Source organism: Pseudarthrobacter sp. MEB009 (assembly GCF_030208875.1).
In the GTDB taxonomy this organism is placed as follows: domain Bacteria; phylum Actinomycetota; class Actinomycetes; order Actinomycetales; family Micrococcaceae; genus Arthrobacter.
This window is the reverse complement of record NZ_JARVTC010000007.1, coordinates 275,946-301,995: the sequence shown is the minus strand read 5'-3', so window position 1 is coordinate 301,995 and position 26,050 is coordinate 275,946. Positions and strand designations below refer to the sequence as shown.

General features: G+C 68.2%; 27 protein-coding genes and 1 riboswitch. Of the genes, 12 read left to right on the top strand and 15 right to left on the bottom strand.

Annotated features, from left to right (window positions below; genetic code table 11):
• Positions 1-9: 9 nt before the first annotated feature.
• A complete protein-coding gene (locus tag QRN07_RS07310; protein ID WP_050687949.1) occupies positions 10-426 on the bottom strand; it encodes an MGMT family protein in 417 nt (138 codons plus the stop codon).
• A gap of 63 nt (positions 427-489) precedes the next feature.
• Between QRN07_RS07310 and QRN07_RS07305 the strand changes: the two genes are divergently transcribed.
• The 4 genes from QRN07_RS07305 (at position 490) to QRN07_RS07290 (ending at position 3,979) form a co-directional block, all read left to right on the top strand.
• Positions 490-1,200 (top strand): 3'-5' exonuclease, encoded by a 711-nt coding sequence (locus QRN07_RS07305; RefSeq protein WP_056597129.1) that lies wholly within the window; start codon positions 490-492, stop codon positions 1,198-1,200.
• A gap of 328 nt (positions 1,201-1,528) precedes the next feature.
• Positions 1,529-2,464, top strand: a complete 936-nt coding sequence (locus tag QRN07_RS07300; RefSeq protein ID WP_050685955.1) for an ABC transporter substrate-binding protein — start codon at positions 1,529-1,531, stop codon at positions 2,462-2,464.
• A gap of 16 nt (positions 2,465-2,480) precedes the next feature.
• Positions 2,481-3,245, top strand: a complete 765-nt coding sequence (locus tag QRN07_RS07295) for an amino acid ABC transporter permease (RefSeq protein WP_050685954.1) — start codon at positions 2,481-2,483, stop codon at positions 3,243-3,245.
• Positions 3,242-3,979: an amino acid ABC transporter ATP-binding protein gene (locus tag QRN07_RS07290; RefSeq protein WP_050685953.1), complete on the top strand. Its 738-nt coding sequence runs from the start codon at positions 3,242-3,244 to the stop codon at positions 3,977-3,979. Before QRN07_RS07295 ends, QRN07_RS07290 begins: the two co-directional genes overlap by 4 nt.
• An 83-nt stretch (positions 3,980-4,062) precedes the next feature.
• Here QRN07_RS07290 and hemL read toward each other — a convergent pair whose 3' ends face one another.
• The 8 genes from hemL to QRN07_RS07250 all read right to left on the bottom strand — a co-directional run bounded on the left by hemL (position 4,063) and on the right by QRN07_RS07250 (position 11,909).
• Complete coding sequence (gene hemL / locus QRN07_RS07285; protein ID WP_050685952.1) at positions 4,063-5,394, bottom strand: glutamate-1-semialdehyde 2,1-aminomutase; 1,332 nt, start codon at positions 5,392-5,394, stop codon at positions 4,063-4,065.
• 16 nt (positions 5,395-5,410) lie between these two features.
• Positions 5,411-6,511, bottom strand: a complete 1,101-nt coding sequence (locus tag QRN07_RS07280) for an LLM class flavin-dependent oxidoreductase (RefSeq protein WP_285240720.1) — start codon at positions 6,509-6,511, stop codon at positions 5,411-5,413.
• Positions 6,511-7,491: a porphobilinogen synthase gene (hemB, locus tag QRN07_RS07275; protein WP_050685948.1), complete on the bottom strand. Its 981-nt coding sequence runs from the start codon at positions 7,489-7,491 to the stop codon at positions 6,511-6,513. The genes QRN07_RS07280 and hemB overlap by 1 nt, the downstream gene beginning before the upstream one ends.
• Positions 7,492-7,552: 61 nt before the next feature.
• Entirely contained in the window at positions 7,553-8,437 is an 885-nt protein-coding gene (locus QRN07_RS07270; protein ID WP_285240719.1) for a uroporphyrinogen-III synthase, read from the bottom strand.
• A 7-nt stretch (positions 8,438-8,444) separates the two neighbouring features.
• Entirely contained in the window at positions 8,445-9,443 is a 999-nt protein-coding gene (hemC, locus tag QRN07_RS07265) for a hydroxymethylbilane synthase (RefSeq protein ID WP_050685944.1), read from the bottom strand.
• Complete coding sequence (locus QRN07_RS07260) at positions 9,440-10,699, bottom strand: ferrochelatase (protein ID WP_285240718.1); 1,260 nt, start codon at positions 10,697-10,699, stop codon at positions 9,440-9,442. The genes hemC and QRN07_RS07260 overlap by 4 nt, the downstream gene beginning before the upstream one ends.
• Entirely contained in the window at positions 10,696-11,397 is a 702-nt protein-coding gene (hemQ, locus tag QRN07_RS07255) for a hydrogen peroxide-dependent heme synthase (protein WP_056597120.1), read from the bottom strand. The genes QRN07_RS07260 and hemQ overlap by 4 nt, the downstream gene beginning before the upstream one ends.
• 113 nt (positions 11,398-11,510) lie before the next feature.
• Positions 11,511-11,909: a hypothetical protein gene (locus QRN07_RS07250; RefSeq protein ID WP_285240717.1), complete on the bottom strand. Its 399-nt coding sequence runs from the start codon at positions 11,907-11,909 to the stop codon at positions 11,511-11,513.
• On the opposite strand from QRN07_RS07250, the gene QRN07_RS07245 reads away from it, so the two are divergent.
• Entirely contained in the window at positions 11,908-12,324 is a 417-nt protein-coding gene (locus QRN07_RS07245; RefSeq protein WP_285240716.1) for a hypothetical protein, read from the top strand. The two genes, QRN07_RS07250 and QRN07_RS07245, sit on opposite strands and share 2 nt — an antisense overlap.
• A gap of 116 nt (positions 12,325-12,440) precedes the next feature.
• Here QRN07_RS07245 and hemG read toward each other — a convergent pair whose 3' ends face one another.
• Together hemG and hemE are read right to left on the bottom strand one after the other, a co-directional pair.
• Entirely contained in the window at positions 12,441-13,907 is a 1,467-nt protein-coding gene (hemG, locus tag QRN07_RS07240) for a protoporphyrinogen oxidase (RefSeq protein ID WP_285240715.1), read from the bottom strand.
• Positions 13,908-13,911: 4 nt separating this feature from the next.
• On the bottom strand, positions 13,912-15,006 hold the full coding sequence (gene hemE / locus QRN07_RS07235; RefSeq protein WP_285240714.1) for a uroporphyrinogen decarboxylase: 1,095 nt from the start codon (positions 15,004-15,006) through the stop codon (positions 13,912-13,914).
• A gap of 159 nt (positions 15,007-15,165) precedes the next feature.
• Between hemE and QRN07_RS07230 the strand changes: the two genes are divergently transcribed.
• The gene (locus QRN07_RS07230; protein ID WP_285240713.1) at positions 15,166-16,518 is read left to right on the top strand and encodes a glutamyl-tRNA reductase; all 1,353 of its coding nucleotides are present in this window, start codon (positions 15,166-15,168) and stop codon (positions 16,516-16,518) included.
• A gap of 83 nt (positions 16,519-16,601) precedes the next feature.
• Here QRN07_RS07230 and moeB read toward each other — a convergent pair whose 3' ends face one another.
• A complete protein-coding gene (gene moeB / locus QRN07_RS07225) occupies positions 16,602-17,801 on the bottom strand; it encodes a molybdopterin-synthase adenylyltransferase MoeB (protein WP_285240712.1) in 1,200 nt (399 codons plus the stop codon).
• Positions 17,802-17,887: 86 nt separating this feature from the next.
• Here moeB and QRN07_RS07220 point away from each other — a divergent pair, with 86 nt between their 5' ends.
• From QRN07_RS07220 to QRN07_RS07210, 3 genes are read left to right on the top strand one after another with little or no spacing between them, the layout of a single operon-like run.
• The gene (locus tag QRN07_RS07220; RefSeq protein WP_050685927.1) at positions 17,888-18,553 is read left to right on the top strand and encodes a TetR/AcrR family transcriptional regulator; all 666 of its coding nucleotides are present in this window, start codon (positions 17,888-17,890) and stop codon (positions 18,551-18,553) included.
• 50 nt (positions 18,554-18,603) lie between these two features.
• Entirely contained in the window at positions 18,604-18,828 is a 225-nt protein-coding gene (locus QRN07_RS07215) for a DUF3107 domain-containing protein (RefSeq protein WP_050685980.1), read from the top strand.
• Between the two features lie 31 nt (positions 18,829-18,859).
• Positions 18,860-19,162 (top strand): hypothetical protein, encoded by a 303-nt coding sequence (locus tag QRN07_RS07210; protein WP_285240711.1) that lies wholly within the window; start codon positions 18,860-18,862, stop codon positions 19,160-19,162.
• Positions 19,163-19,243: 81 nt separating this feature from the next.
• Here QRN07_RS07210 and QRN07_RS07205 read toward each other — a convergent pair whose 3' ends face one another.
• The 3 genes from QRN07_RS07205 to thiO form a co-directional block, all read right to left on the bottom strand.
• Positions 19,244-20,062, bottom strand: coding sequence for a thiazole synthase (locus QRN07_RS07205; protein WP_285240710.1), 819 nt, complete (start codon positions 20,060-20,062; stop codon positions 19,244-19,246).
• Between the two features lie 4 nt (positions 20,063-20,066).
• Positions 20,067-20,303: a sulfur carrier protein ThiS gene (thiS, locus tag QRN07_RS07200; RefSeq protein WP_050685922.1), complete on the bottom strand. Its 237-nt coding sequence runs from the start codon at positions 20,301-20,303 to the stop codon at positions 20,067-20,069.
• On the bottom strand, positions 20,300-21,559 hold the full coding sequence (thiO, locus tag QRN07_RS07195; RefSeq protein WP_285240709.1) for a glycine oxidase ThiO: 1,260 nt from the start codon (positions 21,557-21,559) through the stop codon (positions 20,300-20,302). The genes thiS and thiO overlap by 4 nt, the downstream gene beginning before the upstream one ends.
• Positions 21,552-21,670, bottom strand: a riboswitch (TPP riboswitch). Its footprint overlaps the gene before it by 8 nt.
• Before the next feature lie 27 nt (positions 21,671-21,697).
• Here thiO and thiE point away from each other — a divergent pair.
• The 3 genes from thiE (at position 21,698) to QRN07_RS07180 (ending at position 26,045) form a co-directional block, all read left to right on the top strand.
• On the top strand, positions 21,698-22,405 hold the full coding sequence (gene thiE / locus QRN07_RS07190) for a thiamine phosphate synthase (protein WP_285240708.1): 708 nt from the start codon (positions 21,698-21,700) through the stop codon (positions 22,403-22,405).
• A 48-nt stretch (positions 22,406-22,453) separates the two neighbouring features.
• Positions 22,454-23,938 (top strand): RNB domain-containing ribonuclease, encoded by a 1,485-nt coding sequence (locus QRN07_RS07185; protein ID WP_285240707.1) that lies wholly within the window; start codon positions 22,454-22,456, stop codon positions 23,936-23,938.
• A 286-nt stretch (positions 23,939-24,224) separates the two neighbouring features.
• Positions 24,225-26,045 carry a DEAD/DEAH box helicase gene (locus tag QRN07_RS07180; protein WP_285240706.1) on the top strand — a complete coding sequence of 607 codons (1,821 nt, stop codon included), beginning with the start codon at positions 24,225-24,227 and terminating at the stop codon, positions 26,043-26,045.
• The last annotated feature ends 5 nt before the right edge of the window (positions 26,046-26,050 follow it).

Below are 26,050 nucleotides of genomic sequence, written 5' to 3'. Positions count from 1 at the left end.
TGGTTACGCTCACACCGACATTCCATCATCAGCCACTGACAATCGATGCACCTGGCGCTCCAGCAGGTCGGCGATGGCGTCGATCCGGTCGAAGTCCGCATCCAGCGGCGCCCACCGGGCAGCCTGCAGATCCACGCGCCAACGGCCCTCCCCCGTTGCCAGGAACGCCTGATGGGCACCGAGGAGCGGGGTGGCCTCGGCCAGGTAATGCCGCAGCGCGTCGGCTTCGTGGCCCTCCGGAGCCTGGCCGCTGGCCTTGAGGATGCGCCACCATGGAACACCGGTGCCGTAATGGCTCATCACCGCCCCCACCTGGCGCGGCCCGCCCGCGCCCAGGAGCTCGGCGACATCGCCGTAGGCCACCGCGGACCCGGCGGGAACCAGCTGTACCACCGCCAGTACCGCCTCCACATACTCAATCCGCATTGATCCAATGTAGCCGCAGTGGCGCTCCCCGGAATTGTCTGCGGTCACCGTTAGCGTTGAGGTATGAGCACCTGGAACACCCTCCCCCGCGCAGCCTTTGACCTTGAGACCACGGGCCGTAACTCCCGCTCCGCGCGGATCGTCACCGCCTCGGTCACGGTGGTGGACCACCAGGGTGCGGTCATCAGCGAGCACGAGTGGCTGGCAGATCCCGGCGTGGAGATTCCCACCGAGGCCAGTGACATCCACGGCGTCACCACGGAAAAAGCCAGGCGTGAGGGACGGCCCGCCCGCGAGGTCACCCAGGAACTTGCCACGCTGCTGCAGGAACTCTTCGACGCCGGAACCCCTGTCATTGCCTTCAACGCCAGTTACGACTTCACGGTCCTGGCAGCCGAGTCGGCCCGGTACGGTGTCCCCCAGCTGACCAGGTTCCCCGTCCTGGACCCCTACATCATGAACAAGCAGGTGGACCGTTACCGCAAGGGCAAGCGCACCCTGACAGCCCTGTGCGAGGAGTACGGCGTGGTCCTGGACAACGCACACACCTCAGCTGCGGATGCGCTGGCCACATTGCGGGTACTCGATGCCATGGCCGGCAAGTTCCCCAAGCTGGCCATGCCCGCCAGCAAGCTGCACCAGCTGCAGGTGGACTGGGCCGTCAGCCAGGCCGCCGACTTCCAGGGCTACCTGCGCAAAACCAAGCCGGCGGCGGTCATCGAAGGCGACTGGCCGGTCCTGCCGCCACAGGATGCCGGCGTCGGCGGGTTCTGACCGCCGCTGGACACCCGCGGGGCTGCGAGGCAAGTCACAGTAACCCTGCTTCATAAAACCGCCACAATCATCCGCAGGTCATTCGGTCCGGCCGCATCCCCCCCGGACTGCCTGCCACTGTTATCCGTTGCAAGCTGAATATCGTTCGGGACTCGCCGCCGTCGTCCGTCTATTATTCACCTCACGGGTCGGTTCGGCGGGGGTGAGACAATAAAGTTTTGCGGCCACCCCTGCCTTTCATGCCCACATCAGCATGGGCGGATGCCAGGCGCCACCAGCGCAGCCTCGCGGCCGGTTGATTTATGACTCAATGAAAGTGACATCCCCAATGAGAATCAAAGCAATGAAGTGGTTCACCGCTGCTCCTGTTGCCCTGGCCCTGGCTGTTTCCCTGGCCGCGTGCGGCTCGGGAGCCTCCACGCCGAGCGGAACCCCCACGGACGCCCTCGCCGGCAGCGACCAGCAGACGCTGGATAAATACACCACCGCCGAGGTCACCCCGATCGACAAGATCGACAAAACCAAGCTGGGGCTCAACACCGAGGGCAAGCTTGAGGTGGGTACCCTTTCGGACGCACCGCCCAACATCTTCATCGATCCGTCGGGCAAGTTCACGGGTTACGACAACGAACTCCTGCGTGCGGTTGCCGGCAAGCTGGGCCTTGAGGTTGAGTTTGTTGCCACCGATTTCTCGGCGCTGCTTTCCCAGGTGTCCACCAAGCAGTTCGACGTCGGGTCCTCCTCGATCTCCACCACTGATGCCCGTCGCCAGAACGTCGGCTTCACCAACGGCTACGACTTCGGCTTCATGGCAGTGGTCGCCAAGACCGACGGCGACATCAAGGGCTTCGCCGACCTCAAGGACGACGTGCGCATCGGCGTTGTCCAGGGCACAGTGCAGGATGACTACGTCACCAACACCCTGAAGCTGGAACCGGTCCGCTTCCCGGATTACGCCACCGTCTACGCCAACGTGCGCAACGGCCAGGTTGATGCCTGGGTGGCTCCTTCCCAGCAGGCCACCGGCCAGGTCAAGGAAGGCGACGGCACCGTCATCGCCGAGTCCGTGGTCAACACGCAGAACTTCACGGCTTACGCAGTGGCCAAGGATAACCAGCCGCTCATCGACGCCCTGAACTCAGGCCTTGACGCGGTCATCGCCGACGGTACCTGGTCCAAGCTGACCAAGGAGTGGTACCCGGACCGCGAAACCCCCACCGACTGGAAGCCGGGCAGCAAGGCCGCCACGGTTCCGCAGAGCTGATTGAGCGGCAACGTTCATGGATCTCCTGGACCAGCTCGCTGACACCTTCTTCAACTGGGAGGAAATGGCCAAGGTCATTCCCTCCCTGTTGATGGTGGGCCTGCCCAACACCCTGATTCTGGCCGTAGCGTCCGGCATCCTCGGATGCCTTCTGGGCCTGCTGCTGGCGCTGATGGGAATTTCGCGCAACGCCGGCGCCCGCTGGGCGGCGCGCATCTACACCGACCTGTTCCGCGGCCTGCCGGCCATCCTGGTGATCCTGGTGATCGGTATCGGCCTGAGTCCCATCGCCCGGGAAATCACCGGCACCCGCAACCCGTATCCGCTGGGTATCCTGGCGCTGACGCTGATTGCGGCGGCCTACATCGGCGAAATTTTCCGCTCCGGCATCCAGAGCGTGGAAAAGGGGCAGCTGGAGGCTTCCCGTGCACTCGGGTTCAGCTACGGCCGGTCCATGCGCCTGGTGGTGGTGCCGCAGGGCATCCGCCGGGTCCTGCCGGCGCTGGTGAACCAATTCATCTCACTGCTGAAGGATTCGTCGCTGGTGTTTATGCTGGGCCTCGCGGCGTCCGACCGGGAAATCTTCCGGATCGGCAACGACGCCATGGCCAACACGGGCAACCTGTCGCCGCTTGTGGCGGCCGGCGTGATGTACCTGATCCTGACCGTCCCGCTCACGCACCTGGTGAACTACATCGATAACAGGCTGCGGACCGGTAAACCGGAAAAGCGTGAACCGGACGAGCTGGCAGCACCTATCGGCAAGGGGGCACAGGCATGACGGACTTTACTTCCGGCACCCTGACCGGCAAGAACCTGCACCTCTCCTTCGGGCACAACCATGTCCTCCGTGGCATCGACCTGCACGTGGAAAAGGGCACCACAGCATCGGTGATCGGCCCCTCTGGGTCCGGCAAGTCCACGCTCCTGCGGGTGATGAACCGCCTCATCGAACCGGACCAGGGTGACATCCTTCTGGATGGCCGCTCGGTCCTGAAGGACAATCCGGACGAGCTCCGGCAGCGCATCGGCATGGTGTTCCAGCAGTTCAACCTGTTCCCGCACAAAACAGTGGTGGAGAACGTTTCGCTGGCGCTGCAGAAGCTCCGCAAGCTGTCCAAGGACCAGGCCCGCGCCGAAGCCCTGGAACAGCTTGACCTGGTGGGCCTCAAGCACAAGGCCGATGCACGGCCAGCCAACCTGTCCGGCGGCCAGCAGCAGCGGGTGGCAATCGCCCGCGCTTTGGCCATGAAGCCAGAGGTGATGTTCTTCGACGAGGCCACCTCAGCCCTGGACCCGGAGCTGGTCAAGGGCGTCCTGGCGCTGATGACCGACCTCGCCAAGGGCGGCATGACAATGGTGGTGGTGACCCACGAGATGGGCTTCTCCCGCAACGTTTCCGACTCCGTGACCTTCATGGACGCCGGGGTTGTGGTGGAGTCGGGCCCGCCCGAGCAGATCTTCACGTCCCCCGCGACGGACCGGCTCAAAGGCTTCCTTTCGGACGTCCTCTAGGCCCCGTCGCTGGAACGGAAAATCCCCGGTTGCCTTGGTGGCAACCGGGGATTTTTTTGCGCGGGTAAGGGTCGACGCCGGGACTAGCCTTGGGCTGCGGCGGCGGCCCCAGCGGCGGCCGGCAGGGCGTCGAAGATGCGGTTCATGGCAGCGTCGTCGTGCGCGGCTGACAGGAACCATGCCTCAAACACCGACGGCGGCAGGTACACGCCGGACTCCAGCATGGAGTGGAAGAACGGTGCGTACCGGAAGACTTCCTGGGCCTGGGCGTCGGCGTAGTTGTGGACGCCGTTGGCCGAGGTGCCGAACGCCACCGAGAACAGGTTCCCGGCGAACTGGATGGAGTGGTCAACCCCGGCTGCGTCGAGGGCCTTGGACACGGCCGAGGACAGTTCCAGGGACCGGACGTCGATGAAGGAGTACACGTCGCGGGTGGCGTGGGTGAGGGTGGCAACCCCGGCAGCCATGGCCACGGGATTGCCGGACAGCGTACCGGCCTGGTACACCGGGCCCACGGGTGCCAGGTAATCCATCACGTCGGCACGCCCGCCAAGGGCCGCCGTCGGCATTCCACCGCCGATGACCTTGCCGAAGGTGAGCAGGTCCGGGGTCCAGGGCTCCGCCGCGTCCGGGGCGCCGCCGGTGAGTCCCCAGTAGCCCGAGTATCCGGTGCGGAAGCCGGTCAGGACCTCGTCCACAATCAGCAGCGCGCCGTGTGCCCGGGTGATCCGGGACAGGCCCAGGTTGAAGCCCTCCGCGGGGGTGACCACACCCATGTTGGCGGGGGCAGCCTCGGTGATGACGGCGGCAATGTCGGCCCCATGCAGGGCAAACGCGGCTTCGACGGCGGCAAGGTCGTTGTACGGCAGTACCAGCGTTTCAGCGGCGGTGGCCGCGGTGACGCCGGCGGAGCCGGGCAGCGCCAGCGTGGCCAGGCCGGAGCCGGCGGCGGCAAGGAGCCCGTCCAGGTGGCCGTGGTAGCAGCCGGCGAACTTGATGATCAGGTTGCGGCCGGTGAAGCCGCGGGCCAGCCGGACAGCGGTCATGGTGGCCTCGGTGCCGGTGGAAACCATCCGGACACGCTCTGCGGCGGGCACCCGCTCCTGCACGATGGCGGCGAGGTTGGCCTCATCCGGGGTGGACGCACCGAAGGACAGGCCACGGTCCACTGCCGTGTGGACGGCATCCAGCACGGCGGGGTGGGCGTGGCCCAGCAGGGCCGGCCCCCAGGAGCAGACGAGGTCCACGTATTCCTTGCCGTCGGCGTCCGTCAGGTACGGCCCTTTGGCGGACACCATAAAGCGCGGTGTGCCTCCGACTGACCCGAAGGCCCGGACCGGGGAGTTGACCCCGCCGGGCATCAGCTTGCGGGCACGGTCAAAGAGTTCCTCGTTGCGGAGGTTGCTGGAAGTCATTGGTCTATTCTCTCAGTTAGCCGGCCAGCAGTTCCGCCACCCTGGGCGCCACCGCCGTACCCATCAGTTCAATGGACCGCAGCATCGCGGCGTGGGGCAAAGGTCCGCTGCTGTACTTCAGGTCGAAGCGGTCAGCTCCCAGGTCCTTCTTGAGCCGGACGATCTTGCCGGCCACCGTTTCCGGTGACCCGACGTACAGGGCACCCTCCGGGGCGCACAGGGCTTCGAACTCGCCCCGGCCGGCGGGGCCCCAGCCGCGTTCGGCGCCGAGCTTGTTCCGGAGTTTGAGCCAGTGCGGGAAGAACTCCGCCTTCGCCGCTTCGTCGGTGTCCGCCACGTGTCCGGGCGAGTGGGTGGCAACCTGCTGCGCCGGGTGCCCGTACTTGCCCATCGCTTCGCGGTACAGGTCCGCCAACGGGCCGAAGGACCGGGGCTGGCCGCCGATGATCGCAAAGATGATGGGGTAGCCGTACTGGGCGCAGCGGAGCACGGATTCGGGGGTCCCGCCTACGCCGATCCAGGTGGGCAGCAGGTGGTGCTCCAACGGCGGGTAGACGCTCAGCCCGTGCAGCGCGGGCCGGGTGCGGCCTTCCCAGTGGACCGGTTTCTGCGCCCTGACCTTGTCGAACAGCTCCAGTTTTTCCTCAAAGAGGACCTCGTAATCGGCAAGGTCAAGCCCGAACAGCGGGAACGATTCCACAAAGGAGCCGCGCCCCAGCATCACTTCAGCGCGGCCGTTGGAAATGGCGTCCACCGTCGAGAAACGCTGGAAAACACGGATGGGATCATCTGAGCTGAGCACCGTCACGGCGGAGCCCAGCCGGATCTGCTGCGTCCGGGCGGCGGCAGCAGCCAGGAAGACCTCGGGGGCGGAGACGGCGTAGTCCTGCCGGTGGTGCTCCCCCACGCCGAAGGAGTGAAGACCGACGGCGTCGGCAAGTTCGGCCTGTTCCAGCAGTTGGCGCAGGGCCTGGGCGTGCGGTTGTGGGCTGCCGTCCGGATTCTCGCCAACGTCCCCGAACGTGTTCAGGCCCAGGAGGATACGGTTCGCGCCCACGGGTGCAGTGGGGCTGGCCGGTGCCGGGCCGCCGGCGGTGGCGTGTTGCGTCTCAGTCATCAGGATTCCTTCAGCCAGCCGGCAAGCTCGGCGGCCCAGTAGGTGAGCACCATGTTGGCGCCGGCGCGGCGGATGCCAAGGACGGATTCGGTGATGGCGGCCCTCCGGTCGATCCAGCCGTTGGCGGCGGCCGCTTCGATCATGGCGTACTCGCCGGAGATCTGGTAGGCGGCCACGGGGACGGGGCTCATGGCCGCGACGTCCGCCACGATGTCCAGGTAGCTCATGGCGGGTTTAACCATCACGATGTCGGCGCCTTCGGCGAGGTCAAGCTCCACTTCGCGGAGCGCTTCGGTGCGGTTGCCGGCGTCCATCTGGTAGGTCCGCCTGTCGCCCTTGAGCTGGGAATCGACGGCCTCGCGGAACGGGCCGTAGAAGGCGGACGCATATTTGGCGGCGTAGGCCACCACGGACGTGGTGGTGTGGCCGGCCGCATCAAGGGCAGTGCGGATGGCCGCGATCTGGCCGTCCATCATGCCGGAGGGACCGAGCATGTGGGCCCCGGCGTCGGCCTGGGCTACGGCCATCCTGGCGTAGATCTCCACGGTGCGGTCGTTGTCAACGTAACCGTCGGCGTCGAGAACGCCGCAGTGGCCGTGGTCGGTGAATTCGTCGAGGCACACGTCGCTCATGATGACCAGGTCATCGCCGACTTCGGCGCGGACGTCGCGGATGGCCTTGTTGAGGACGCCGTCAGGGTCCAGCGAGGCGGTTCCCTCGGCGTCGCGGACCTCGGGAATGCCGAACAGCATAATGCCACCCAGTCCCAGCTCCACGGCCTGGGCCGCCGCGCGTCGGAGTGATTCGGTGGTGTGCTGGGCTACGCCGGGCATGGACGTGATGGGGTTGGGTTCGGTGAGGCCCTCGCGGATGAAGGCTGGCAGGATCAGCTCTGCCGGCGCCAGCCGGGTTTCGGCGGTCAGCCGCCGCATGGCGGGGGTGGTGCGCAGGCGGCGGGGGCGGTGGTTGGGGAACGTCATGGTCCTGTGTCCTTCACGGTGTCTCAGGTGCTGGAAGTTGGGGGGCAGTGGCCAGGGCCGGTCAGGGCGGTGCTGCGGCCAGACCGGGCTCGTGCCCTGGTCCAATGGAACCTGTCAGGGCTTCGACCAGCCCGGCAGATGTGGGGTCTGTAGCCACTGCCGCGGCGGGCCAGCCGAGCTCCGCAGCCTGGTCCGCCGTCGACGTCCCGATGGCGATCAGGCGGCAGGCCTGGAGCGGGAACAGGACGGCAAGCCGCCGGACGGCGCTGGGTGAGGCCGCCACAACGGCGTGGATGGTGCCCGCAGACATGCCGGCAGCTGCAGTGGCCGCAGACACCAGCCGCGGCTGTGGGGTGCCGGGTTCCGCGGCGATGGCCAGGCGGCGCTCCGGTGCGGCCGGGAAGTCCACGGTCCGGTAGGCGGTGACAGCCGTGACGTTGCTGCCGGAAGCTGCCAGTCCGTCCGCCAGCCGGGAAGCGGCGATGTCTGCCTGGGGCAGCAGGACGGGGCCGGTTCCGCCGGGCCAGACTTCAAGGAGCCCGGCGGCGGACTGTTCGCGGGCTGGGACCAGGGTGACAGTGACCCCGTTGGCTTCGAGCAGCCTGCGGGTGGCCGGCCCGATGGCCGCGACCCGGGTGGCAGCGGGCAGCCAGGCCCCCAGGGATCGCCCACGGTCGACGGCCTGGGCCACCAGGACGTGGACGGTGGTGGCGCTGCTGACCACCAGCCATTCGAAGGCACCGGCACCCAGGCCGTCGCAGGCCACCTCAAGGGCGTGCTGGTCCGCTGCCCGTTCAAAGTCGATCAGGGGCAGCACCAGGGCTGTGGCTCCTGCCGCCTCCAGTGCTGCGACCAGCCCGGTGGACCGTTCGGGACTGCGGGTTACCAGCACCTGGGTGCCGCGCAGCGGCTGCCCGGTTCCGGATTCGCTGGACGTGGGTCCCATTGCGGGATCAGGACGCCTGGAGATCGGCGATGTCCGCGGCCCCTGCAGCCAGCAGCGCCTCAGCCAGTTCGATTCCCAGGAGGGTGGCACCTACTTCGGTCAGTCCGTCCGTAGCGCGCTTGTCCCGGACGGTGGCCGTGCCGTCCACTGCACAGACAGCAGCTTCGAGGTGGAGCATGCTGCCCTTGCGGTAGGCGTAAGCACCGACGGGAGCCGCGCACCCCGCTTCAAGCCGGGCCAGGAGGGCACGTTCGGCGGTGACGGCCAGCCGGGTGTCGGGGTCGTCAAGGGCGGCGAGGGCCTGGGCCAGGACAGCCTGGGAGCCTTCGGTACTGCCGGCCTTCCGCGGCGCGTCCGCTGTCCGGCATTCGATGGCCAGGGAGCCCTGGCCGGCGGCGGGCAGCATCACATCGGTTTCGAGGAATTCGCTGACCGCGTCCAGCCGGCCGATCCGCTCCAGTCCGGCGGCTGCGAGGACCACTGCGTCCAGGTCACAGGTCTTTCCGGGGACCACCTCGGCGGTGGTGTTGCCCGGCAGGCCGGCAACGCGGCCCAGCCGCGTGTCCACGTTGCCGCGGATGTCCAGGATGTCCAGGTCGGGCCGGGCGGCGCGGAGCTGGGCGGCGCGCCGGGGCGACCCAGTGCCCACGGTTGCGCCGGCAGGCAGGTCGGCCAGCTTGAGCCCGTCCCGTGCGCACAGCACGTCGCGGACATCAACGCGCCGCGGCGTTGCCGCGAGGCTCAGTCCCACGGCAGCGCCGGTGGGCAGGTCCTTCAATGAATGAACCGCAACGTCGCATTCGTTGCGGATCAGGGCGTCGCGAAGGGCAGCCACAAAAACGCCGGTGCCGCCCATCTGCGACAGCGACCCGGTCAGGACGTCGCCGTCGGTCCTGATGTGCACCAGTTCCACCGGGAAACCCCCGACGGCGGCAAGCTGGTCCGCGGTCTGCTGCGTCTGGGTGAGCGCGAGTTTGCTGGCGCGCGTTCCGATCCTTACCGTCACTGCTGCGAGGCTCCCCCGGCCGGACCTGCTGCGGCTGTCCCGGGATAAGGGTCGTGGCCGGTGCCTACAGTGGTGTCGGCTGCGGCGATCGTGGGCTTTTCGCCGCGGAAGTTGGCGCAGCAGCCGGGACGGCAGACGTCGTACCAGGGCCCCAGACCGGTGACGGCGGGCCGGTCGCTGATGTTGTTGGTGGCGGTCCGTTCCAGGATGAGGTCCACCATGCCGGCAACAAACGTGCGGTGGGTGCCCGGGGTGGGTACCCGGGTTGCGGCCAGGCTCAGGTTGGCGCAGGTCTCCAGGGCCTCGGTGTCGAGGTCCCACACAACTTCCATGTGGTCACTGACGAATCCGAGCGGGACAATGACGATGCCCCTGACGCCCTTGCCGGCGAGTTCCTCGATGGCATCGTTGATGTCAGGTTCCAGCCACGGCACGTGCGGGGCGCCGGAGCGGGACTGGTACACCAGCGACCAAGGAGCGGTGAGGCCTGATTCCTCCTCGACGCGCCGGATGACGGCGGCGGCGGAGGCAAGGTGCTGGGCAACGTACGCCGAGCCCTCCTCGAATTCGCGGGGCTCGCCGTCCGACCGGCCGGCCGCATCGGCGTCGCGGGTGGGGATGGAGTGCGTGGCGAAGAGGATCTGGATGGGAGCATCCGGTGTCCCGGCCGCGGCGAGCTGCGCGCGGACATCGGCCAGGCCGGCTGCGGTGCCTTCGACGAACGGTTCCACAAAGCCGGGGTGGTCGAAGTACTGGCGAACCTTGTCCACTTCGAGCCGGCCGTCCAGGCCGGTTTCCGTCAGGGCCATGCCGATGTCCTCGCGGTACTGGCGGCAGCTGGAGTAACAGGAGTAGGCACTCGTGGTGAGCATCAGCAGGCGGCGGTGGCCGGCGTCGTACGCGTCCTGCAGGGTCTGCGGGATGTAGGGATCCCAGTTGCGGTTGCCCCAGAGGATGGGCAGGTTGATGCCGCGGGCAGCAAGCTCGGCCTCGAGGGCCGCCTTGAGTTCGCGGTTCTGCTGGTTGATGGGGCTGATGCCGCCGTTGGCGCGGTAGTGGTGGGAGACCTCTTCGAGGCGCTCATCCGGGATGCCGCGGCCGCGGGTCACGTTGCGGAGGAACGGAATGACGTCCTCCTGGCCCTCGGGGCCGCCGAAGGAGGCAAGCAGGACGCCGTCATATTCCTTGGGCGCCATCCGGCCGGCTTCGGTGACGGGGTTGATGGCGGTGCTGATGCCGGATCCGTTGGCGCTCATGCCAGGACCTCCGCAACTTCAGCTGCCGACACGCGGCGGCCCGTATAGAACGGGACCTCTTCGCGGACGTGGTTGCGGGCTTCGGTGTTGCGCAGGTGGCGCATCAGGTCCACGAGGTCCACGAGTTCCGGGGCTTCCAGGCCCAGGATCCATTCCCAGTCACCGAGGGCGAAGGAGGACACGGTGTTGGAGATGACCTGCGGGAATTCGCGGCCCAGGAGGCCGTGTTCGCGCAGCATTCCGCCGCGTTCCTCCTCGGGCAGGATGTACCACTCATAGGAGCGGACAAACGGGTAGACGCACAGCCATTCGGCCGGCGCCACGCCGCGGGAGTAGGCAGGCGTGTGGTTTTTGGCGAACTCGGCCTCGCGGTGCACTCCCATGGCGGACCAGACGATTTCCGTGCCGGCGAAGAGGCCGCTCCTGCGGATGTCGCGGATGGCCTGCTGCAGGGCTTCGGGTTTGGCGCCGTGGAGCCACACCATGATGTCCGCATCGGCGCGCATGGCGGAAACGTCGTAGCTGCCGCGGTGGGTCACGCCGGCCTGGCCCAGGCGTTCCAGCAGGGCTTCGAAGTCGGCCGCGGCGTCAGCGCTGCGGACCACCTCCCCGGACCGCTTGAACACGGTCCACAGGGTAAAGAACTGCTCGGCTGATTCTTCGGTTTTAGTGACAGATTCGGCAGAAGTGTGGCTCATGGTTACAAGTTTGCCCCCTGTTGGGCGCCAAGGCGAAACCCACAACTTCTACAACGCGTAGAAGTGTTGAATGTCACACAATGCGCGGGGTGGGGTTGGCCCGGGGCCCTTGGCTAATGGCTTCGGAGCCGGAACAGCGCGGCGCCCGCAGCGCAGGCCAGGCCGATGAGTCCGGCGCCGAGCCCCACGATCGCCAGCTGCGGGCCGGCCGCTGGATCTGCCCCGGGCGCGGCCGCCGGATTGGCGGCGTGCAGCAGGCTGACCGCCAGCGACGTGCTGCCCTGGGAGCCGACGCGGGGGATGCCCGTGCCCTGCGGCGTCGCGGCCGGGCCCGGGGCTGGGGTTTGGGCGGGTACCGGAGTGGACGGGGCGGCCGCCGCTCCCCCGTTGTCCGCCGGATTCTGTCGTGCGGTTCCGCCCGGCGCCGCAGCGGCTTCGCTGGCCGGCGCCTGCGGTGCCGCCGGGATGCTACGGGGTGTTGCGGCGTTGGGCGTTGCTGTGGTGGGTGGCATGGCCGGGGTGGTGGGCGTCGGTGTTGTGGTCGACGGCGTCGCCGCGGTGGGTGACGTGGTGGGTGCCGGCGCCGCAGTGGCTGGTGCAGTGGCAGCGGGAACGGCCGACGGCGATCCGGGCGACGGTGCCGTGCTGGCCGGCGTTGTGGGAAACCCCGTAGCCGTGGAGGCCGGCGTGGTGGCAGGGGCAGTGGATTTCCCCGGCGCGGGCTCCGGGGTCTTCTCCTCGGCTGCCGCAAAAGTTGCCTCCGGCCGGGATTTCTGTTGCGGCGCGGAGGGCGGCGCATCCGCACCCCATGACGACGCGGCTCCGGAGCTAAGGACCAGTACCGTTCCGATGGCCGCAGCTGCCGCGCCCCGCCGGATTCCCCCATGGATACCGGCCGAGGACAGTGCTGGCCTGGACCTGTTGTAAACCATGGGCACCGACCCTAGCCGCCCGTTCGGGGCAGGGTGAAGTCCGTGACCCGGGCCCACAACGCGCGTTTTCGGCGCCCTTCCGCTACACCCGGCGCTGACCAGCAACGATGGTCAGCCGATGAGGATGCGCGCCTGTTCCCGTGTGTCGGAAACCACTGCGGCGAGGCCGTTGCCCGCCACCCAGCCACCCACCACGGCCAGGTTGCCGGCGGCCGTGCACGCCGCCCGGATGTCGGCCACCCGGGCCTTGTGGCCCACCGCGGCGAACGGCAGGGCGCCGCGCCACCGGACCACGTCCCAGGCCACCACGTGGTCCGGGCCGACAGCCTGCGCCAACAGGGCGGTGGCGTCGCGCAAGGCAGCTGCCAGGAGGTCCCCGTCCGTTTCCGGGCCCGCCTGCTGCCCGCCGGCGCCATCGACCTTTCCGTAGGACAGCCGGAGCACATGCCGGCCGGGGCCAGCCGCTGCATCGAGCCAGTCCCACTTCCCGGTGGCGTGGGTGAGTGCCTTGGCCTCGATGCCGGGTGTGCCTGGCGCCACCAGCACGCCCGTGCCGCGGGGCCGGGCGTCCAGGCCTGCCTCGTCCACCACCAGGGTCACCAGTTTCACGTCCGGGCCGGACGCGGGCTGCTTGCCCGCAATGGCCGGCACGGCGTTTTCCAGGAGGCCGACGGCGGCCGGGCCGTCCACAGCCACCACCAGGAGGGCTGCGGCAAGAGTCTGTCCGGGCGTGGTGACCTGCCAACCCGACGGGTTCCTGGTGACGCTGCCGGCTGCGGTATTCGGGAGGAGGGCAACGCCACGGCCACGAAGGTCAGCTACCAGCGCGGTTACGAGGGTATGCATGCCGCCGGCCAGTCCGGCCACAGCGGAGCCGGCTTTTGCAGGCCGGCCGGGAGCGCTGCCGGTGGCAGCCCCTGACCCGGTGGCAGTCCCTGCACGGGCCCGGCGCTGGGCGGAGACCGCGGCAGCGAGCGAACCGTGGTCCCTGATTCCTGCCCGCAGCCCCGGGGCCACCATGTCGACGTCGAGCAGTCCCGGGTCCGCCGAATGCACGCCACCCACGACGGGGGCCACCATACGTTCCAGGACGCGTGTGCCCATCCGCACCCGGACCAGGGCGGACACGCTGGTGACGGGAGCGGAAGTGCCCACCGAGGCCGGCAGGAAGCGGTCCAGGGAGGCGCGCAGGGAGCCCAGCAGGCCAAGGGACCGGCGGACCTCCGGGTCCCACGGGTTGGCGGGTATGCCCAGGACGCCGGTTTTAGGCAGCTCGCGGGGACCATCCGGCAATTGGACCCAGGCGCCGCCGGGACGCGGTGCCACAATTTCGCCGGCCAGTCCCAGCTCAGCGGCAAGGGTGGCCACCGCGTCGCTGCGGGTGGCAAAGGATTCGGCGCCGCTGTCCAGGGTGAGCCCGGCCAGCGTGTGGCTGCCGATGCAGCCGCCCCAGCTGCTACCGGCTTCGAGGACCGTGACGGCGTGCCCGGCGGCCGACAGTTCCCTGGCCGCCAGCAGGCCGGAGATGCCGCCACCGATCACCAGGGCGGCTCCGGGCTGCGCCGCCAACGTGCCCACCGGACTACTCCGGTGCGATGGAGTGGATGAGTTCAACCACGCGGGTCAGGACTGCCGGATCCGTCTCGGGCGGCACGCCGTGGCCCAGGTTCAGGACGTGGCCCGGGGCTGCGGAGCCGGCGGCGATGACCTCACGGACATGGGCTTCCAGTACCTCCCAAGGGGCGGGCAGCAGGGCAGGATCGATGTTCCCCTGCAGTGGGACGCTTCCGCCCAGGCGCCGGTTGGCTTCGTCCAGGGGCAGCCGGTAGTCCACGCCCATGACGTCGACGCCGACGTTATGCATGGCCACCAGGAGCTCGGAAGTGCCGGTGCCGAAGTGGATGAGGGGGGCACCGTGGTGGCGGACGTGGTCCAGGGCGCGGGCCGAGGCGGGGGCAACGTACTTCTCGTAGTCGGCCAGGCCCAGCGAACCGGCCCAGGAATCAAAAAGCTGGGCTGCGGAGGCGCCGGCCTCAAGCTGCGCCTGCAGGAACATGCCGGAAGCGTCAGCTGCCCAGTTGGCCAGCGCGTTCCAGGTTTCTGGGTCAGCGTGCATCATGGTCCGCGGGCCCAGGTGGTCGCGGGACGGCTTTCCCTCCACCATGTATGCGGCCAGGGTGAACGGCGCGCCGGCAAAGCCGATCAGCGGGGTTTTGCCCAGCTGGGCCACCGTGAGGCGGACGGCTTCGCGGATGGGCTCCAGGGCCTCCCACGTCAGCTGCGGCAGCGCCGCCACGTCAGCAGCTGTCCGGACCGGTTTGTCCAGCACCGGGCCAACGCCGGGGACGATGTCTACGCCCACACCGGCCAGCTTCAGGGGAATAACGATGTCCGAGAAGAAGATGGCAGCGTCCACGTCGTGGCGCCGCACGGGCTGGAGGGTGATCTCCGAGGCCAACTCCGGCCGGAGGCAGGAGTCCAGCATTGCCACGCCTTCGCGGACCTTCATGTACTCCGGCAGGGAACGGCCGGCCTGCCGCATGAACCAGACGGGACGGCGGGACGGCTTGCCGCCACGGTAGGCGGTGATCAGCGGGGAATCGGTGGTGCGGCCATCCAACAGCGGGTGGTCTGGCGCTAGGACGCCGGCAGCGGACACGGCAGGGCTGGAAGTCATGCTCTCGATTGTGCCCAAAATCGGCGGCAAAAGATAACGGCGGGCAGGCGCCGCAAACCATGACAGGAGCCCCCGTGGCAGGAATCACAGCAGCCATCTGCCCTTCCCGGCGGCCGCAGTTGTTCTACCGAGCCGCGAAAAAGCTATGATTGGTCCGTTGTGGTTCTTTTTTCATTGGTGGCTACACACGCCGACATCGACCTTGAGACCGTTGCCCAGTTGAGCAACGGTTCCTCCGGTATCGCTACATCCATGCTGACCGGATCGCCGGCAGTGTCGGGTGCGGTTGTCCTTGCCACCTGCAACCGGTACGAAATCTACGGCGAGGCGCCGCATCCTGATGATGTCGAAGCGGCCCGCGCAGCGCTCGTGGCCCGGATCAGCGATGCCAGTGGGCTTAGCGAACCGCTCGTTTCCCGGTCCCTGAGCACCCGGACCGGCACTGAAGTGACCAAGCATCTGTTTGCCGTCAGCGCGGGACTGGATTCCGCCGTCGTGGGCGAACGCGAAATTGCCGGCCAGGTGCGCCGTGCCCTCATCATGGCCCAGCACGAGGGCACCGCCAGCCCCGGCCTGGTCCGGCTCTTCCAGGCCGCTTCCAAGACCGCCAAGGACGTCGGCGCGCAGACCGCCCTGGGCTCCCGGGGCCTCTCCATCGTCTCCGTGGCGCTGGACCTGGCCACCGACCTCTCCGAAAACCCCGGCTGGGCCGCCAAAAAAGTCGTCGTCTTCGGTACCGGCGCCTATGCCGGCGCCACCATGGCGCTGCTTCGCGAACGCGGCTGCACCGATATCTCGGTTTTCTCCTCGTCCGGGCGCGCCGAAGGGTTTGTAGCCACCCGCGGAGGCACGGCCCTCGACGCCGATTCCCTGCGTTCCGCGGTCGCCGCGGCTGACGTCATGATCGGCTGCAGCGGCTCGGATACCCGCGTTGAAGCCGACGAACTGGCGCAGGTCCGCGCCGGCTCCCCGCAGCCGCTGATCGCCATCGACCTTGCCCTGACGCATGACTTCGACCCCGCCGTCGGAGAACTCGACGGCGTGGAACTGCTCACCCTCGAATCCGTGCGCCTCGCGGCGCCGCAGGAACAGGCCGAATCCCTGGCCCAGGCCAGCGGGATTGTCAGGACTGCCGCCAGCGCCTTCGAGCAGGAACGCGAGGCACGCTCCGTCGATTCGGCGATCGTTGCCCTCCGCCGGCACACCATGAACGTCCTGGACGCCGAAATGGAAAAGGTCCGGGCCCGGCACGGCTGCACGGCAGCTGCTGAAGAGGTCGAGTTCGCGCTCCGCCGCATGGTGAAGCAGCTCCTGCACGTCCCCACCGTCCGGGCACGGGAACTCGCCGCCAACGGCCAGCAGGACGAGTACGTGGCCGCCCTGGAGGCGCTCTACGGCATCACGGTGGACCAGCCCGCAGCGCAGGCCACGCAGGCCGAATGCCCCGTGGACCATCAGGGCCGGCAGGACCACCAGCGCCACCAGAGTCACCAGGGCCTCGAAACCGCCTGACCCGCCCCGCACCCCCGCGTTGCCCTATCACTTATGGTCCCCTGCGGGCCCTTATTGCGACCAGAGGTGATAGCGCAACGGGGTCAGTAGACCGGCTTGTTGGGCTCCACGTCGCGAACCCAGGACAGGATGCCGCCGTCAAGGTGGCTGACGCGCTGGTAACCGGCTTTCCGGGCCGCGGCCAGCACATTGGCGGACCTGGTCCCGGCCTTGCAGTGGAACACAATGTCCTTGTCCTGCGGAAGCTCGCCCCAGGCTTCCCCGGCCAGGATCCGGCCCTGCGGCACCAGTACCGCGCCCTCGATCCGGACAATGTCGTACTCACCGGATTCCCGCACGTCCACCAGCTCGAAGTCCCGGAGCCCGGCCTTCCGTGAGGCCAGCATGGAGGCCAGCTGGGTGGCGGTGACAGTGTGCTCGGTGTCCGTGGGAACGTCGGGGGTGATGCCGCAGAACGCGTCATAATCCACCAGTTCGGTGATGGGCTCCGCGGCCGGGTCCTTGGACACCCGGATTTCGCGCCAGCTGCCGCCCAGCGCGTCGAACAGCGCCACCCGGCCCAGCAGTGAACGCCCGACGCCGGTAATCAGCTTGACCGCTTCGGTCACCATCAGGGAGCCCACGGCTGCGCACAACATCCCGAAGACGCCGCCCTCGCCGCAGGAGGGCACTGACCCGGCGGGCGGGGCTTCGGGGTAGAGATCCCGGTAGGTGGGTCCGTGCTTCTCCCAGAAGACGCTGACCTGGCCGTCGAAACGGAAAATGGACCCCCACACGTAGGGTTTGCCCAGGATGGCTGCGGCGTCGTTCACCAGGTAACGCGTGCCGAAGTTGTCCGCGCCGTCAAGGATGAGGTCATAGCCGGCAAAAAGCTCCAGGGCGTTGGATGTATCCAGCCGGACGTTGTGGAGCCGGACGTCCACCAGTGGGTTCAGCTCCGCGATGGCGTCCCGGGCGGACTCGATCTTTGGCCGCCCCACGTCCGCCACACCATGGATGACCTGGCGCTGCAGGTTGCTGAGGTCCACGGCGTCATCATCAACGATGCCCAGGGTCCCCACCCCGGCAGCCGCCAGGTACAGCAGTGCGGGGGAACCGAGTCCGCCCGCGCCGATAACCAGCACTTTGGCATTTTTGAGCCGGCGCTGGCCCAGCGCGCCGATCTCCGGAATGATCAGGTGCCGCGAGTAGCGCTCCACCTCTTCAGCGCTGAGCCCTGCCGCGGGTTCCACCAGCGGTTCAAGGGTTTCTGCTGACACATTTGCGGTGAACATCGAAGCCATACTTCAATGTATGCCCCGGGATACCGCGCGGTCATATTACCCGGCAGTAAAGTGTCTATGTAACTGCAATGGAAGGAGGGACAACCGTGGTCCCTGATGCACGGGCTGATCACCCGAACGCCGAAGCTCCGCCCACCTCCCCGCGCCCTGCAGGCCAACGCTCCGCCCGGCTCCCCCGGGACGAGCGGCGCGCCCAACTCCTTTCAGCAGCGCAGGAAGTTTTTGTGGCCAACGGCTACCACGGCGCCGCCATGGACGAGATCGCCGAAACGGCCCATGTCAGCAAGCCGGTGCTGTACCAGCACTTCCCCTCCAAACGGGAGCTGTACCTGGCTCTCCTGGACAGCCACCTGACCTCCCTCACCGCGTTGATGATGGGTGCCTTGAACTCCACCACCGACAACGACGAGCGCGTCCAGGCGGTGATGCGTGCCTACTTCCAGTTCATCGCCAGCGATGACCAGGCCCACCGGCTGGTTTTCGAATCGGACCTGATCAACGATCCGGACGTCAGTTCCCGGCTGGAAACCTTTAACAGGACCTTTGCCGACGCCATCGCGCACGTCATCGCCGAGGACACCAAGCTTCCGCACCTGGAAGCTGAGCTCCTGGGCCGCGGCCTCGCCGGAATGGCGCAGGTCAGCGCCCGGTACTGGCTTGAAACGGACGGAAACCTGGACCTCAATGTGGCCAGCGACCTGATCTACCGTTTAGCTTGGCGCGGAATCTCTCGCTTCCCCAAAGAGTCCTAGACTACAAAGGAGACATCAGCAACGAACTTTGACTGGCTGGGAGGCCCCCTGTGGAAATTAAGATCGGCATTCAGAATGTTGGCCGCGAAATTGTGCTGGAATCCACGCAGGACGCGGATTCGGTGGCCAAGGTTGTGGAAGAGGCCATCACCAAAGGCACCGAGTTGCGCCTGAAGGATGAAAAGGGCCGTCTGGTCATTGTTCCCGGCAAGGCCCTCGCGTACGTGGAAATCGGTGCCGAAGAAGCCCGCCGGGTCGGTTTCGGCCAGTTCTGACGCGCTGCCTGCAAGGTAATAAAGGAGCCCCATGCTTTCGCTGACCATCGTTGTCCTGGCCGCCGTCGCGGTGGGGTTAATAGTGTGGGCCAATGACAAACGCCATGCCAAGTACGGGGCAGGCCTGCCCGCCGGCGTTTCGGTAAGCGTCGCGGCCCTTGCCTGGCTCATCCTGATGGCTGCGGGCTTCGGGTACCGTCCCGGCCTGACCTGGCTGCCGTGGGTCCTGCCCATCGTGCTGGGGGCTGCCGCCGCCGTGGCCGCCGCCGTTTACCTGGGCTCTACCCGGGCCCGGCAGGACACCGATAGGCTCACTGCGGTGCTGCGGCGCTGACGCCAAGCCAAAGTCCTGTGGCCACCACCCGTTGAGGTGGTGGCCACAGGACTTTAAGGGCGTCCGACGGCGGCAGCCGGCTTAGAGGAATTCGGCCCGGCCGGCCATGGCTGAGGAAGCCAACGCATGTTCCCGGCGCGGGATCCGGCCGGCCGCTGCGGCCATCCTGCCGGCTTTGACAGCGTGTTTGAAGGCCTCCCCCATCAGGACCGGGTTCTGGGCGCGGGTCACGGCCGTGGCAAGCAGCACGGCATCGCAGCCCAGCTCCATGGCCAGGGCAGCATCGGATGCCGTCCCGATTCCGGCGTCCAGCACCACCGGCACCGAGGCGCGGGAAACAATCAGTTCGATGTTGTGGGGGTTGAGGATGCCCAGGCCGGTGCCGATCGGTGAGCCCAGCGGCATCACCGCGGCGGCTCCGAGGTTCTCCAGCCGCAAAGCCAGGACGGGGTCATCATTGGTGTAGGCAAACACCTTGAAGCCGCGGTTAACCAGCTGTTCCGTGGCATCCACCAGTTCCACGGCGTCCGGCAGCAGCGTGTGTTCGTCGGCGATGACTTCGAGTTTCACCCAGTCCGTCTCCAGTGCTTCGCGGGCCAGTTCGGCGGTCAGGACGGCGTCGCGGGCGGTGAAACAGCCGGCGGTGTTGGGCAGGACCCGGATGCCGTGGTCCACCAGCAGCTGGAACAGCGAGCCGGTTTCTGCCGTGGAGTACCGGCGCATGGCCACGGTGGTCAGGGCCGTCCCGGAAGCGATCAGGGCGGCTCCGAGCCCGTCGAGGCTGGGGGCGCCACCGGTGCCCATAATGAGCCGCGAGGCCAGGGCGACGCCGTCAATGACCAGGTCATCGCGGCCTGTGCCACCGGCCTGGTTCAGCAGTTCGGTGTTGGTGTTGGCCATGGCCCTAACCGCCCTGGACTGCCGTGACGAGTTCAACGTCGTCGCCGTCCGCGAGCGCCGTGGCGGACCATTGGCTGCGCGGCACCACCTGGGCGTTCTGCGCCACCGCCACCCCCAGCCGTGCGCCGTCGGCGGCCTGCCCATTGGCTGCGAGGACGCGGCCGGTGACCTGGCTGACCAGCATGCTGATGGACGCGCTGTCCACCACCGCATGTGGAGTTCCGTTCAGGGTGATGTTCATGCTGTCTCCTTGATGGTGCGGGGAAGGTGAGGGGCAAAACCGGAGAACCGGGCGGGGTTGAAGGGTGCCCAACGGGGATCAGCGTGACCGTCCATCAGGTCGCGGCAGATGGCTGCGGCTGCGGGGGCCAGGAGGATGCCGTGGCGGAAGAAGCCGGTGGCAATGATCAGGCCCGGCACGTGCGCGGCCATCCCGAAGCCCGCGTCCGCACCGGTGCCGTCCGGTGCAGGCACCCGGCCCAGGAGGGGAGCGTTGTCCGGAGTGCCGGGCCGTGCCCGGGCGGTGCTCTCCAGCAGCTCGAGCTCGGCAACGGCAGGCACCAGGGCCTGGGCGTCCCGCAGAAGCTGATACACCCCACCCGCGGAGACCGCGGTGGGGCCGGCCAGGGCATCCTCGCGCTGGGTGGCGCCGATCACCACCGTGCCATCCTGCCGCGGCACGATGTAGACGGGGACGCCGTGGACCAGACCGCGGACTGTGGAGCCCAGCAGTGGGCGCAGGTGCTGTGGCACGGCGAGCCGCAGGATGTCGCCGTGTACCGGCCGCAACGGCAGGCTCAGGCCGGGGGGAAGGCCACCCAGTGCTGCCGCCTGCAGCCCGTTGGCCACCACGGTTTCGGCCGCCCGGACCGTCCCGCCACCGGCGAGCTGCACACCTGCGACGGCACCGTCTTCCCACAGCAAGCCGCTGGCCTTGGCCGCTACCGCAAACGGATCGCCGGCGAGCGCACGCCGCATGCTGGCCAGCAGAAGCCGCGGATCCACCTGGTGGTCTGCTGGAGTATCGAAGGCGCAGGCGATGGCGGGGCCCAGCAATGGCTCCCGGCGGCGGGCCTCCCGGATGGTGAGCGGTTCCACGGTCAAACCGTTCGCCTGCTGCACAGCGCGCAGGTCCATCAACGCCCGGCGGTCGGCGGCGTCGGCGCCCACGGCTAGGGTCGGCGTCGTGAGGTATCCGGGGTCCCCGCCGGTGACGGCGAGATCCGCGGCGAAACCGGGCCAGAGGGCGGCGGCCGCAAGCATCAGCTCCAGGAGGTCCTCTTCCTGGTAATGCAGCTCGCTCACCGGCGCCAGCATTCCGGCGGCGGCCCAGCTGGCACCGGCGCCCGGCGCGTCATCGATCAGGAGCACGGACCGGCCGGAGCGGTACGCCTCCCAGGCGATGCTGTGGCCAACCACGCCGCCGCCAATCACTGCAACGTCGGCTTCCAACGCTCCGTGCGGGCGGTCATCGGGGGTAGCAGGCAGGGCGCCCATGTGTCTCCTTCCCTACGCCGGCATTACCCGGATCAGGTCAAGCGGTCGGCTCTGACGCCCTCTCAGCCCGGCGCTTTGTGACAGCTGCCGCGGGCTCCCGCAGTACCCGGCCAGTCTAGAGGAACTAGGCTGGCAGCCATGAATGTGACCCACTCCCCTGCCGCCGCTGATCCCCTGGCCACCGCTCCCGGCGCGGCCGCGCTCCACGCAGCACGGCTGTACCTGTGCACCGATGCCCGGAAGGACCGCGGCGACTTTGCCCGGTTCGTCGACGCGGCGTTTGCCGGTGGGGTGGACATCATCCAGCTTCGCGACAAAAGCATCGAGGCGGCCGAAGAGCTGGAGCTCCTGGCCGTGCTGAAGGAAGCCGCAGTCCGGCATGGCCGGCTCTGGGCTGTCAACGACAGGGCCGACGTCGCAGTGCTGTCCGGCGCCCCGGTTTTCCACATCGGCCAGAAGGACCTGCCGCTGCCCGCCGCCCGCACCCTGCTCAACGGCAACGCCGCCATCGGCTTGTCCAGCCACACCCCGGACCAGGTGGACGCGGCCCTCACGGCAGCCGCGGGACCTGCGGCGCTGGACTACTTCTGCGTGGGGCCCGTCTGGGCCACGCCCACCAAACCCGGCCGGGCCGCCGTCGGACTCGACTTGGTGCGCTACGCCGCGGCCGCAGCCGGCGACGACGTTCCCTGGTTCGCGATCGGCGGCGTGGATGACGGCAACATCGGTGAGCTGGTGGCCGCTGGGGCCCGCCGGGTGGTGGTGGTCCGCGCCATCACCGATGCCCCGAATCCCGCAGCAGCCGCGGCTTCCCTGCGCAGCGCGTTGGAATCCGCAGACGCGTAGCGGCAGCGTCCCTGCCCGTTCGGAAAAAACCGGGCTACGCTGGGCAACGTGCCACATCACCGGCTTGCACCCCAGGTCCACGACCACAACAACGCGCTCGAAGCCGCCCTCAGTGAGCTTCGGGTCGAGCTGGAGCTGCCCGGCAAATATCCGGCTGATGCCGTCCACGATGCCGAGGCCGCCGTGGCGGCCCTGCAGCTGCCGGGCGAGGACCTGACCGGCATTGAATTCGTCACCATTGACCCGGCGTCCTCCACTGACCTGGACCAGGCGGTCTTTATGGAGCGCGACGGCGACGGGTACCACGTGCTGTATGCCATCGCCGATGTGCCCGCTTTCGTCGCCCCCGGCGGGCCCCTGGACGCCGAGACCTGGCGCCGCGGCCAGACATTTTACGCCCCCAACGGGCGGATCCCGCTGCACCCCGAGGTGATCAGTGAAGCGGCCGGCAGCCTGCTGCCGGACCAGGAGTGCCCGGCGTTTGTCTGGGACTTCCGGCTGGACGCCCGCGCAGGGGTCACGTCCGTGACCGTACGGCGTGCACGGGTCCGCAGCCGGGAGAAACTCAGCTATAGGGGCGCGCAGGCGGACCTGGATGCCGGCACAGCGGGCCCGGTGCTGGAGCTGCTCAAGGAAGTGGGGCTAAAACGGGTGGAGCTGGAGCGGCTCCGCGGCGGCGCCAGCCTGAACATGCCCGAGCAGGAGATTGTCCAGCTGCCCGACGGCGGCTACCGGATTGCCGCCGCACCGCAACTGCCCGTGGAGGACTGGAACGCGCAGATCTCGCTGATGACCGGGATGGCCGCGGCGCAGCTGATGCTGGCCGGAAAGGTGGGAATCCTGCGCACCATGCCGGCCCCCGACGAGCGGTCGCTGCACCACTTCCGGCTGCAGACCGAGGCCCTCGGGAAACCATGGGACGGGGCCGCCAGTTACGGCGAGTACCTGCGCACCCTGGACGCGGCCGAACCCCGCCAACTGGCCATCCTGCATTCGGCGGGCATGCTGTTCCGTGGTGCTGCATATACAGCCTTTGACGGGACCGTGCCGGAGAACGTTGTCCAGTCCGCCATCGGCGCCGCGTACGCCCACACCACTGCTCCCCTGCGCCGCCTGGTGGACCGTTTTGTGCTGGTGATCTGCGAGGCCCTGAGCAACGGCCGGGACGTCCCCGGCTGGGCGCGGGAGGCGCTGCCTTCCCTCCCCGAGGTCATGGCCGGCTCCGACCAGCTGGCATCCCGGATGGAACGCATGGCCCTGGACACCGTGGAGGCTGCACTGCTGGTCAACCATGTGGGGCAGGAATTCGACGCGGTAGTGATTGCCGGTTCGAAGCCGGCCAAGGACAACGGCAATGGAAACGGCGCCGGCAATGGGAAGAACGGGAACGGCGGATCAGGCACCATCCAGATCGCCGAGCCCGCAGTGACCGCCCGCTGCGCCGGAGAGCTGAAGTCCGGCACCAAGGTCCGGGTCCGGCTGGTCTCCTCGGATATCGCCGCCCGTAAAGTCCACTTTGAGCTGGTGGCCTGAGCCCGACGGTTCGCCGCGGGGCACCAAAGCCGGGTTCCCGGGCCCGTGCCGTTAGACTGGAAAAGTAGAAACGGATGCCCGGTCGTTGATTTCCTTGATTTGAAACCAACAAGCCCGCCCCTACGCGATCTTGAGATTGACCCGCTGGTCACCAGTGCCAGCATTTAGATAGCCCGCGATCGGCTTCCACTGGAATTGCTTGCGCGCTTCGAGCGTGCTCCGGAACGGCCCAGGCCGGCCCGTTGAGCAGGCAGCGCCCTCGCCCAAATGAATAAGGAAACTCCCTGTGAGTGAATTGCACACGCACCAGCTTCTGACCGATGAGTCCGGCACCGAGACCATCGAGCCCGAAGAAACCATTATTTCGGACGAAAAGCCGCACGAAATCGAAGAAAAGTCGTTCGCCGACTACAACGTCCGCGCCGACATCGTGGAGTCCCTGGCCGACGCCGGGATCACCCACCCCTTCCCCATCCAGGCCATGACCCTGCCGGTGGCACTGTCCGGCCACGACATCATCGGCCAGGCCAAGACCGGCACCGGCAAAACCCTGGGCTTCGGTATTCCCGCGCTCCAGCGTGTGGTGGGCCGCGATGATGCAGGCTTCGACAAGCTGCCCGTCCCCGGCGCCCCGCAGGCCCTGGTGATCGTGCCCACGCGCGAGCTCGCCGTGCAGGTGGCCAGCGACCTCGAGACCGCTTCCCGCAAACGCAACGCGCGCATCGCCACCATCTACGGCGGCCGTGCCTACGAGCCCCAGGTGGATGCGCTGCAGAAGGGTGTCGAGATTGTGGTGGGCACCCCCGGCCGCCTGATCGACCTTTACAAGCAGAAGCACCTGAGCCTGAAGAACGTCCGCATCGTGATCCTGGACGAGGCTGACGAGATGCTGGACCTCGGCTTCCTGCCGGACGTTGAAACCCTCATCGCCGGCACCCCCGCCGTCCGCCAGACGCTGCTGTTCTCCGCCACCATGCCCGGCCCGGTCATCGCCATGGCCCGCCGCTACATGACCCAGCCCACCCACATCCGGGCCGCTGACCCGGATGATGAGGGCCTGACCAAGCGCGACATCCGCCAGCTCATCTACCGCGCCCACGCCATGGACAAGATCGAGGTGGTGGCCCGCATCCTGCAGTCCCGTGGCCGCGGCCGGACCATCATCTTCACCAAAACGAAGCGCACCGCCGCCAAGGTTTCCGAGGAACTTGTGGACCGCGGCTTTGCCGCTGCAGCCATCCACGGCGACCTGGGCCAGGGCGCCCGTGAACAGGCGCTCCGTGCGTTCCGCAATAACAAGGTGGACGTCCTGGTGGCCACCGATGTCGCTGCCCGCGGCATCGATGTTGACGATGTCACGCACGTGATCAACTACCAGTGCGTCGAGGACGAAAAGATCTACCTGCACCGTGTGGGCCGCACCGGCCGCGCCGGCAACAAGGGCACCGCCGTGACATTTGTGGACTGGGACGACATGCCCCGCTGGGGCCTGATCAACAAGGCACTGGGCCTGAGCGTTCCCGAACCGATCGAAACCTACTCCTCCTCCCCGCACCTGTACGAGGACCTGGACATCCCCGAAGGCACCAAGGGCCGGCTGCCCCGCGACAAGCGCACTCTGGCCGGTGTGGATGCCGAGGTCCTCGAAGACCTGGGCGAGACCGGCAAGAAGAACGCCGGCGGCCGCCGCGAAGGCGGACGTTCCAGCGACTCCAGCCGCTCCGGTGACTCCAGCAGGTCCGGCGGACGGTCCGCGAACGCCGGCCGCACCGCCGAAGCACCCGTCGAGGCGGGCGGCCAGGCCACGGGCCAGGCTGACCGCGCCACCTCGGCCGATCAGGCCGGCGACGGCCGCGACCGCGACCGCACCCGCAGGGGCCGCCCCGCCCGTTCCGGCAGCCAGGACAGCAACGGCGAAGGTGCCCGCAGCGCCGGCACGGCAGGCCACGAAGGCGGAGGCCGCCGTCGTCCGTCCGAAGCGGCAGGCGAACCTGCTGCCGACGGCGCCGACCAGCCCTCGCGTGCCCGCCGCAACCGGACCCGGACCCGCCGCCGCAACGGTGAAGTTGTGGGTGACGCTGCCCAGTCCGGCAGCGCCGAGGGCTAAAACCC

Coding starts and splice junctions, on each gene's coding strand:
- QRN07_RS07310 (WP_050687949.1), bottom strand. CDS start 426: ATGCGGATTGAGTATGTGGAGGCGGTACTGGCGGTGGTACAGCTGGTT.
- QRN07_RS07305 (WP_056597129.1), top strand. CDS start 490: ATGAGCACCTGGAACACCCTCCCCCGCGCAGCCTTTGACCTTGAGACC.
- QRN07_RS07300 (WP_050685955.1), top strand. CDS start 1,529: ATGAGAATCAAAGCAATGAAGTGGTTCACCGCTGCTCCTGTTGCCCTG.
- QRN07_RS07295 (WP_050685954.1), top strand. CDS start 2,481: ATGGATCTCCTGGACCAGCTCGCTGACACCTTCTTCAACTGGGAGGAA.
- QRN07_RS07290 (WP_050685953.1), top strand. CDS start 3,242: ATGACGGACTTTACTTCCGGCACCCTGACCGGCAAGAACCTGCACCTC.
- hemL (WP_050685952.1), bottom strand. CDS start 5,394: ATGACTTCCAGCAACCTCCGCAACGAGGAACTCTTTGACCGTGCCCGC.
- QRN07_RS07280 (WP_285240720.1), bottom strand. CDS start 6,511: ATGACTGAGACGCAACACGCCACCGCCGGCGGCCCGGCACCGGCCAGC.
- hemB (WP_050685948.1), bottom strand. CDS start 7,491: ATGACGTTCCCCAACCACCGCCCCCGCCGCCTGCGCACCACCCCCGCC.
- QRN07_RS07270 (WP_285240719.1), bottom strand. CDS start 8,437: ATGGGACCCACGTCCAGCGAATCCGGAACCGGGCAGCCGCTGCGCGGC.
- QRN07_RS07260 (WP_285240718.1), bottom strand. CDS start 10,699: ATGAGCGCCAACGGATCCGGCATCAGCACCGCCATCAACCCCGTCACC.
- hemQ (WP_056597120.1), bottom strand. CDS start 11,397: ATGAGCCACACTTCTGCCGAATCTGTCACTAAAACCGAAGAATCAGCC.
- QRN07_RS07245 (WP_285240716.1), top strand. CDS start 11,908: ATGGCCGGGGTGGTGGGCGTCGGTGTTGTGGTCGACGGCGTCGCCGCG.
- QRN07_RS07250 (WP_285240717.1), bottom strand. CDS start 11,909: ATGCCACCCACCACAGCAACGCCCAACGCCGCAACACCCCGTAGCATC.
- hemE (WP_285240714.1), bottom strand. CDS start 15,006: ATGACTTCCAGCCCTGCCGTGTCCGCTGCCGGCGTCCTAGCGCCAGAC.
- moeB (WP_285240712.1), bottom strand. CDS start 17,801: ATGGCTTCGATGTTCACCGCAAATGTGTCAGCAGAAACCCTTGAACCG.
- QRN07_RS07210 (WP_285240711.1), top strand. CDS start 18,860: ATGCTTTCGCTGACCATCGTTGTCCTGGCCGCCGTCGCGGTGGGGTTA.
- QRN07_RS07205 (WP_285240710.1), bottom strand. CDS start 20,062: ATGGCCAACACCAACACCGAACTGCTGAACCAGGCCGGTGGCACAGGC.
- thiS (WP_050685922.1), bottom strand. CDS start 20,303: ATGAACATCACCCTGAACGGAACTCCACATGCGGTGGTGGACAGCGCG.
- thiO (WP_285240709.1), bottom strand. CDS start 21,559: ATGGGCGCCCTGCCTGCTACCCCCGATGACCGCCCGCACGGAGCGTTG.
- thiE (WP_285240708.1), top strand. CDS start 21,698: ATGAATGTGACCCACTCCCCTGCCGCCGCTGATCCCCTGGCCACCGCT.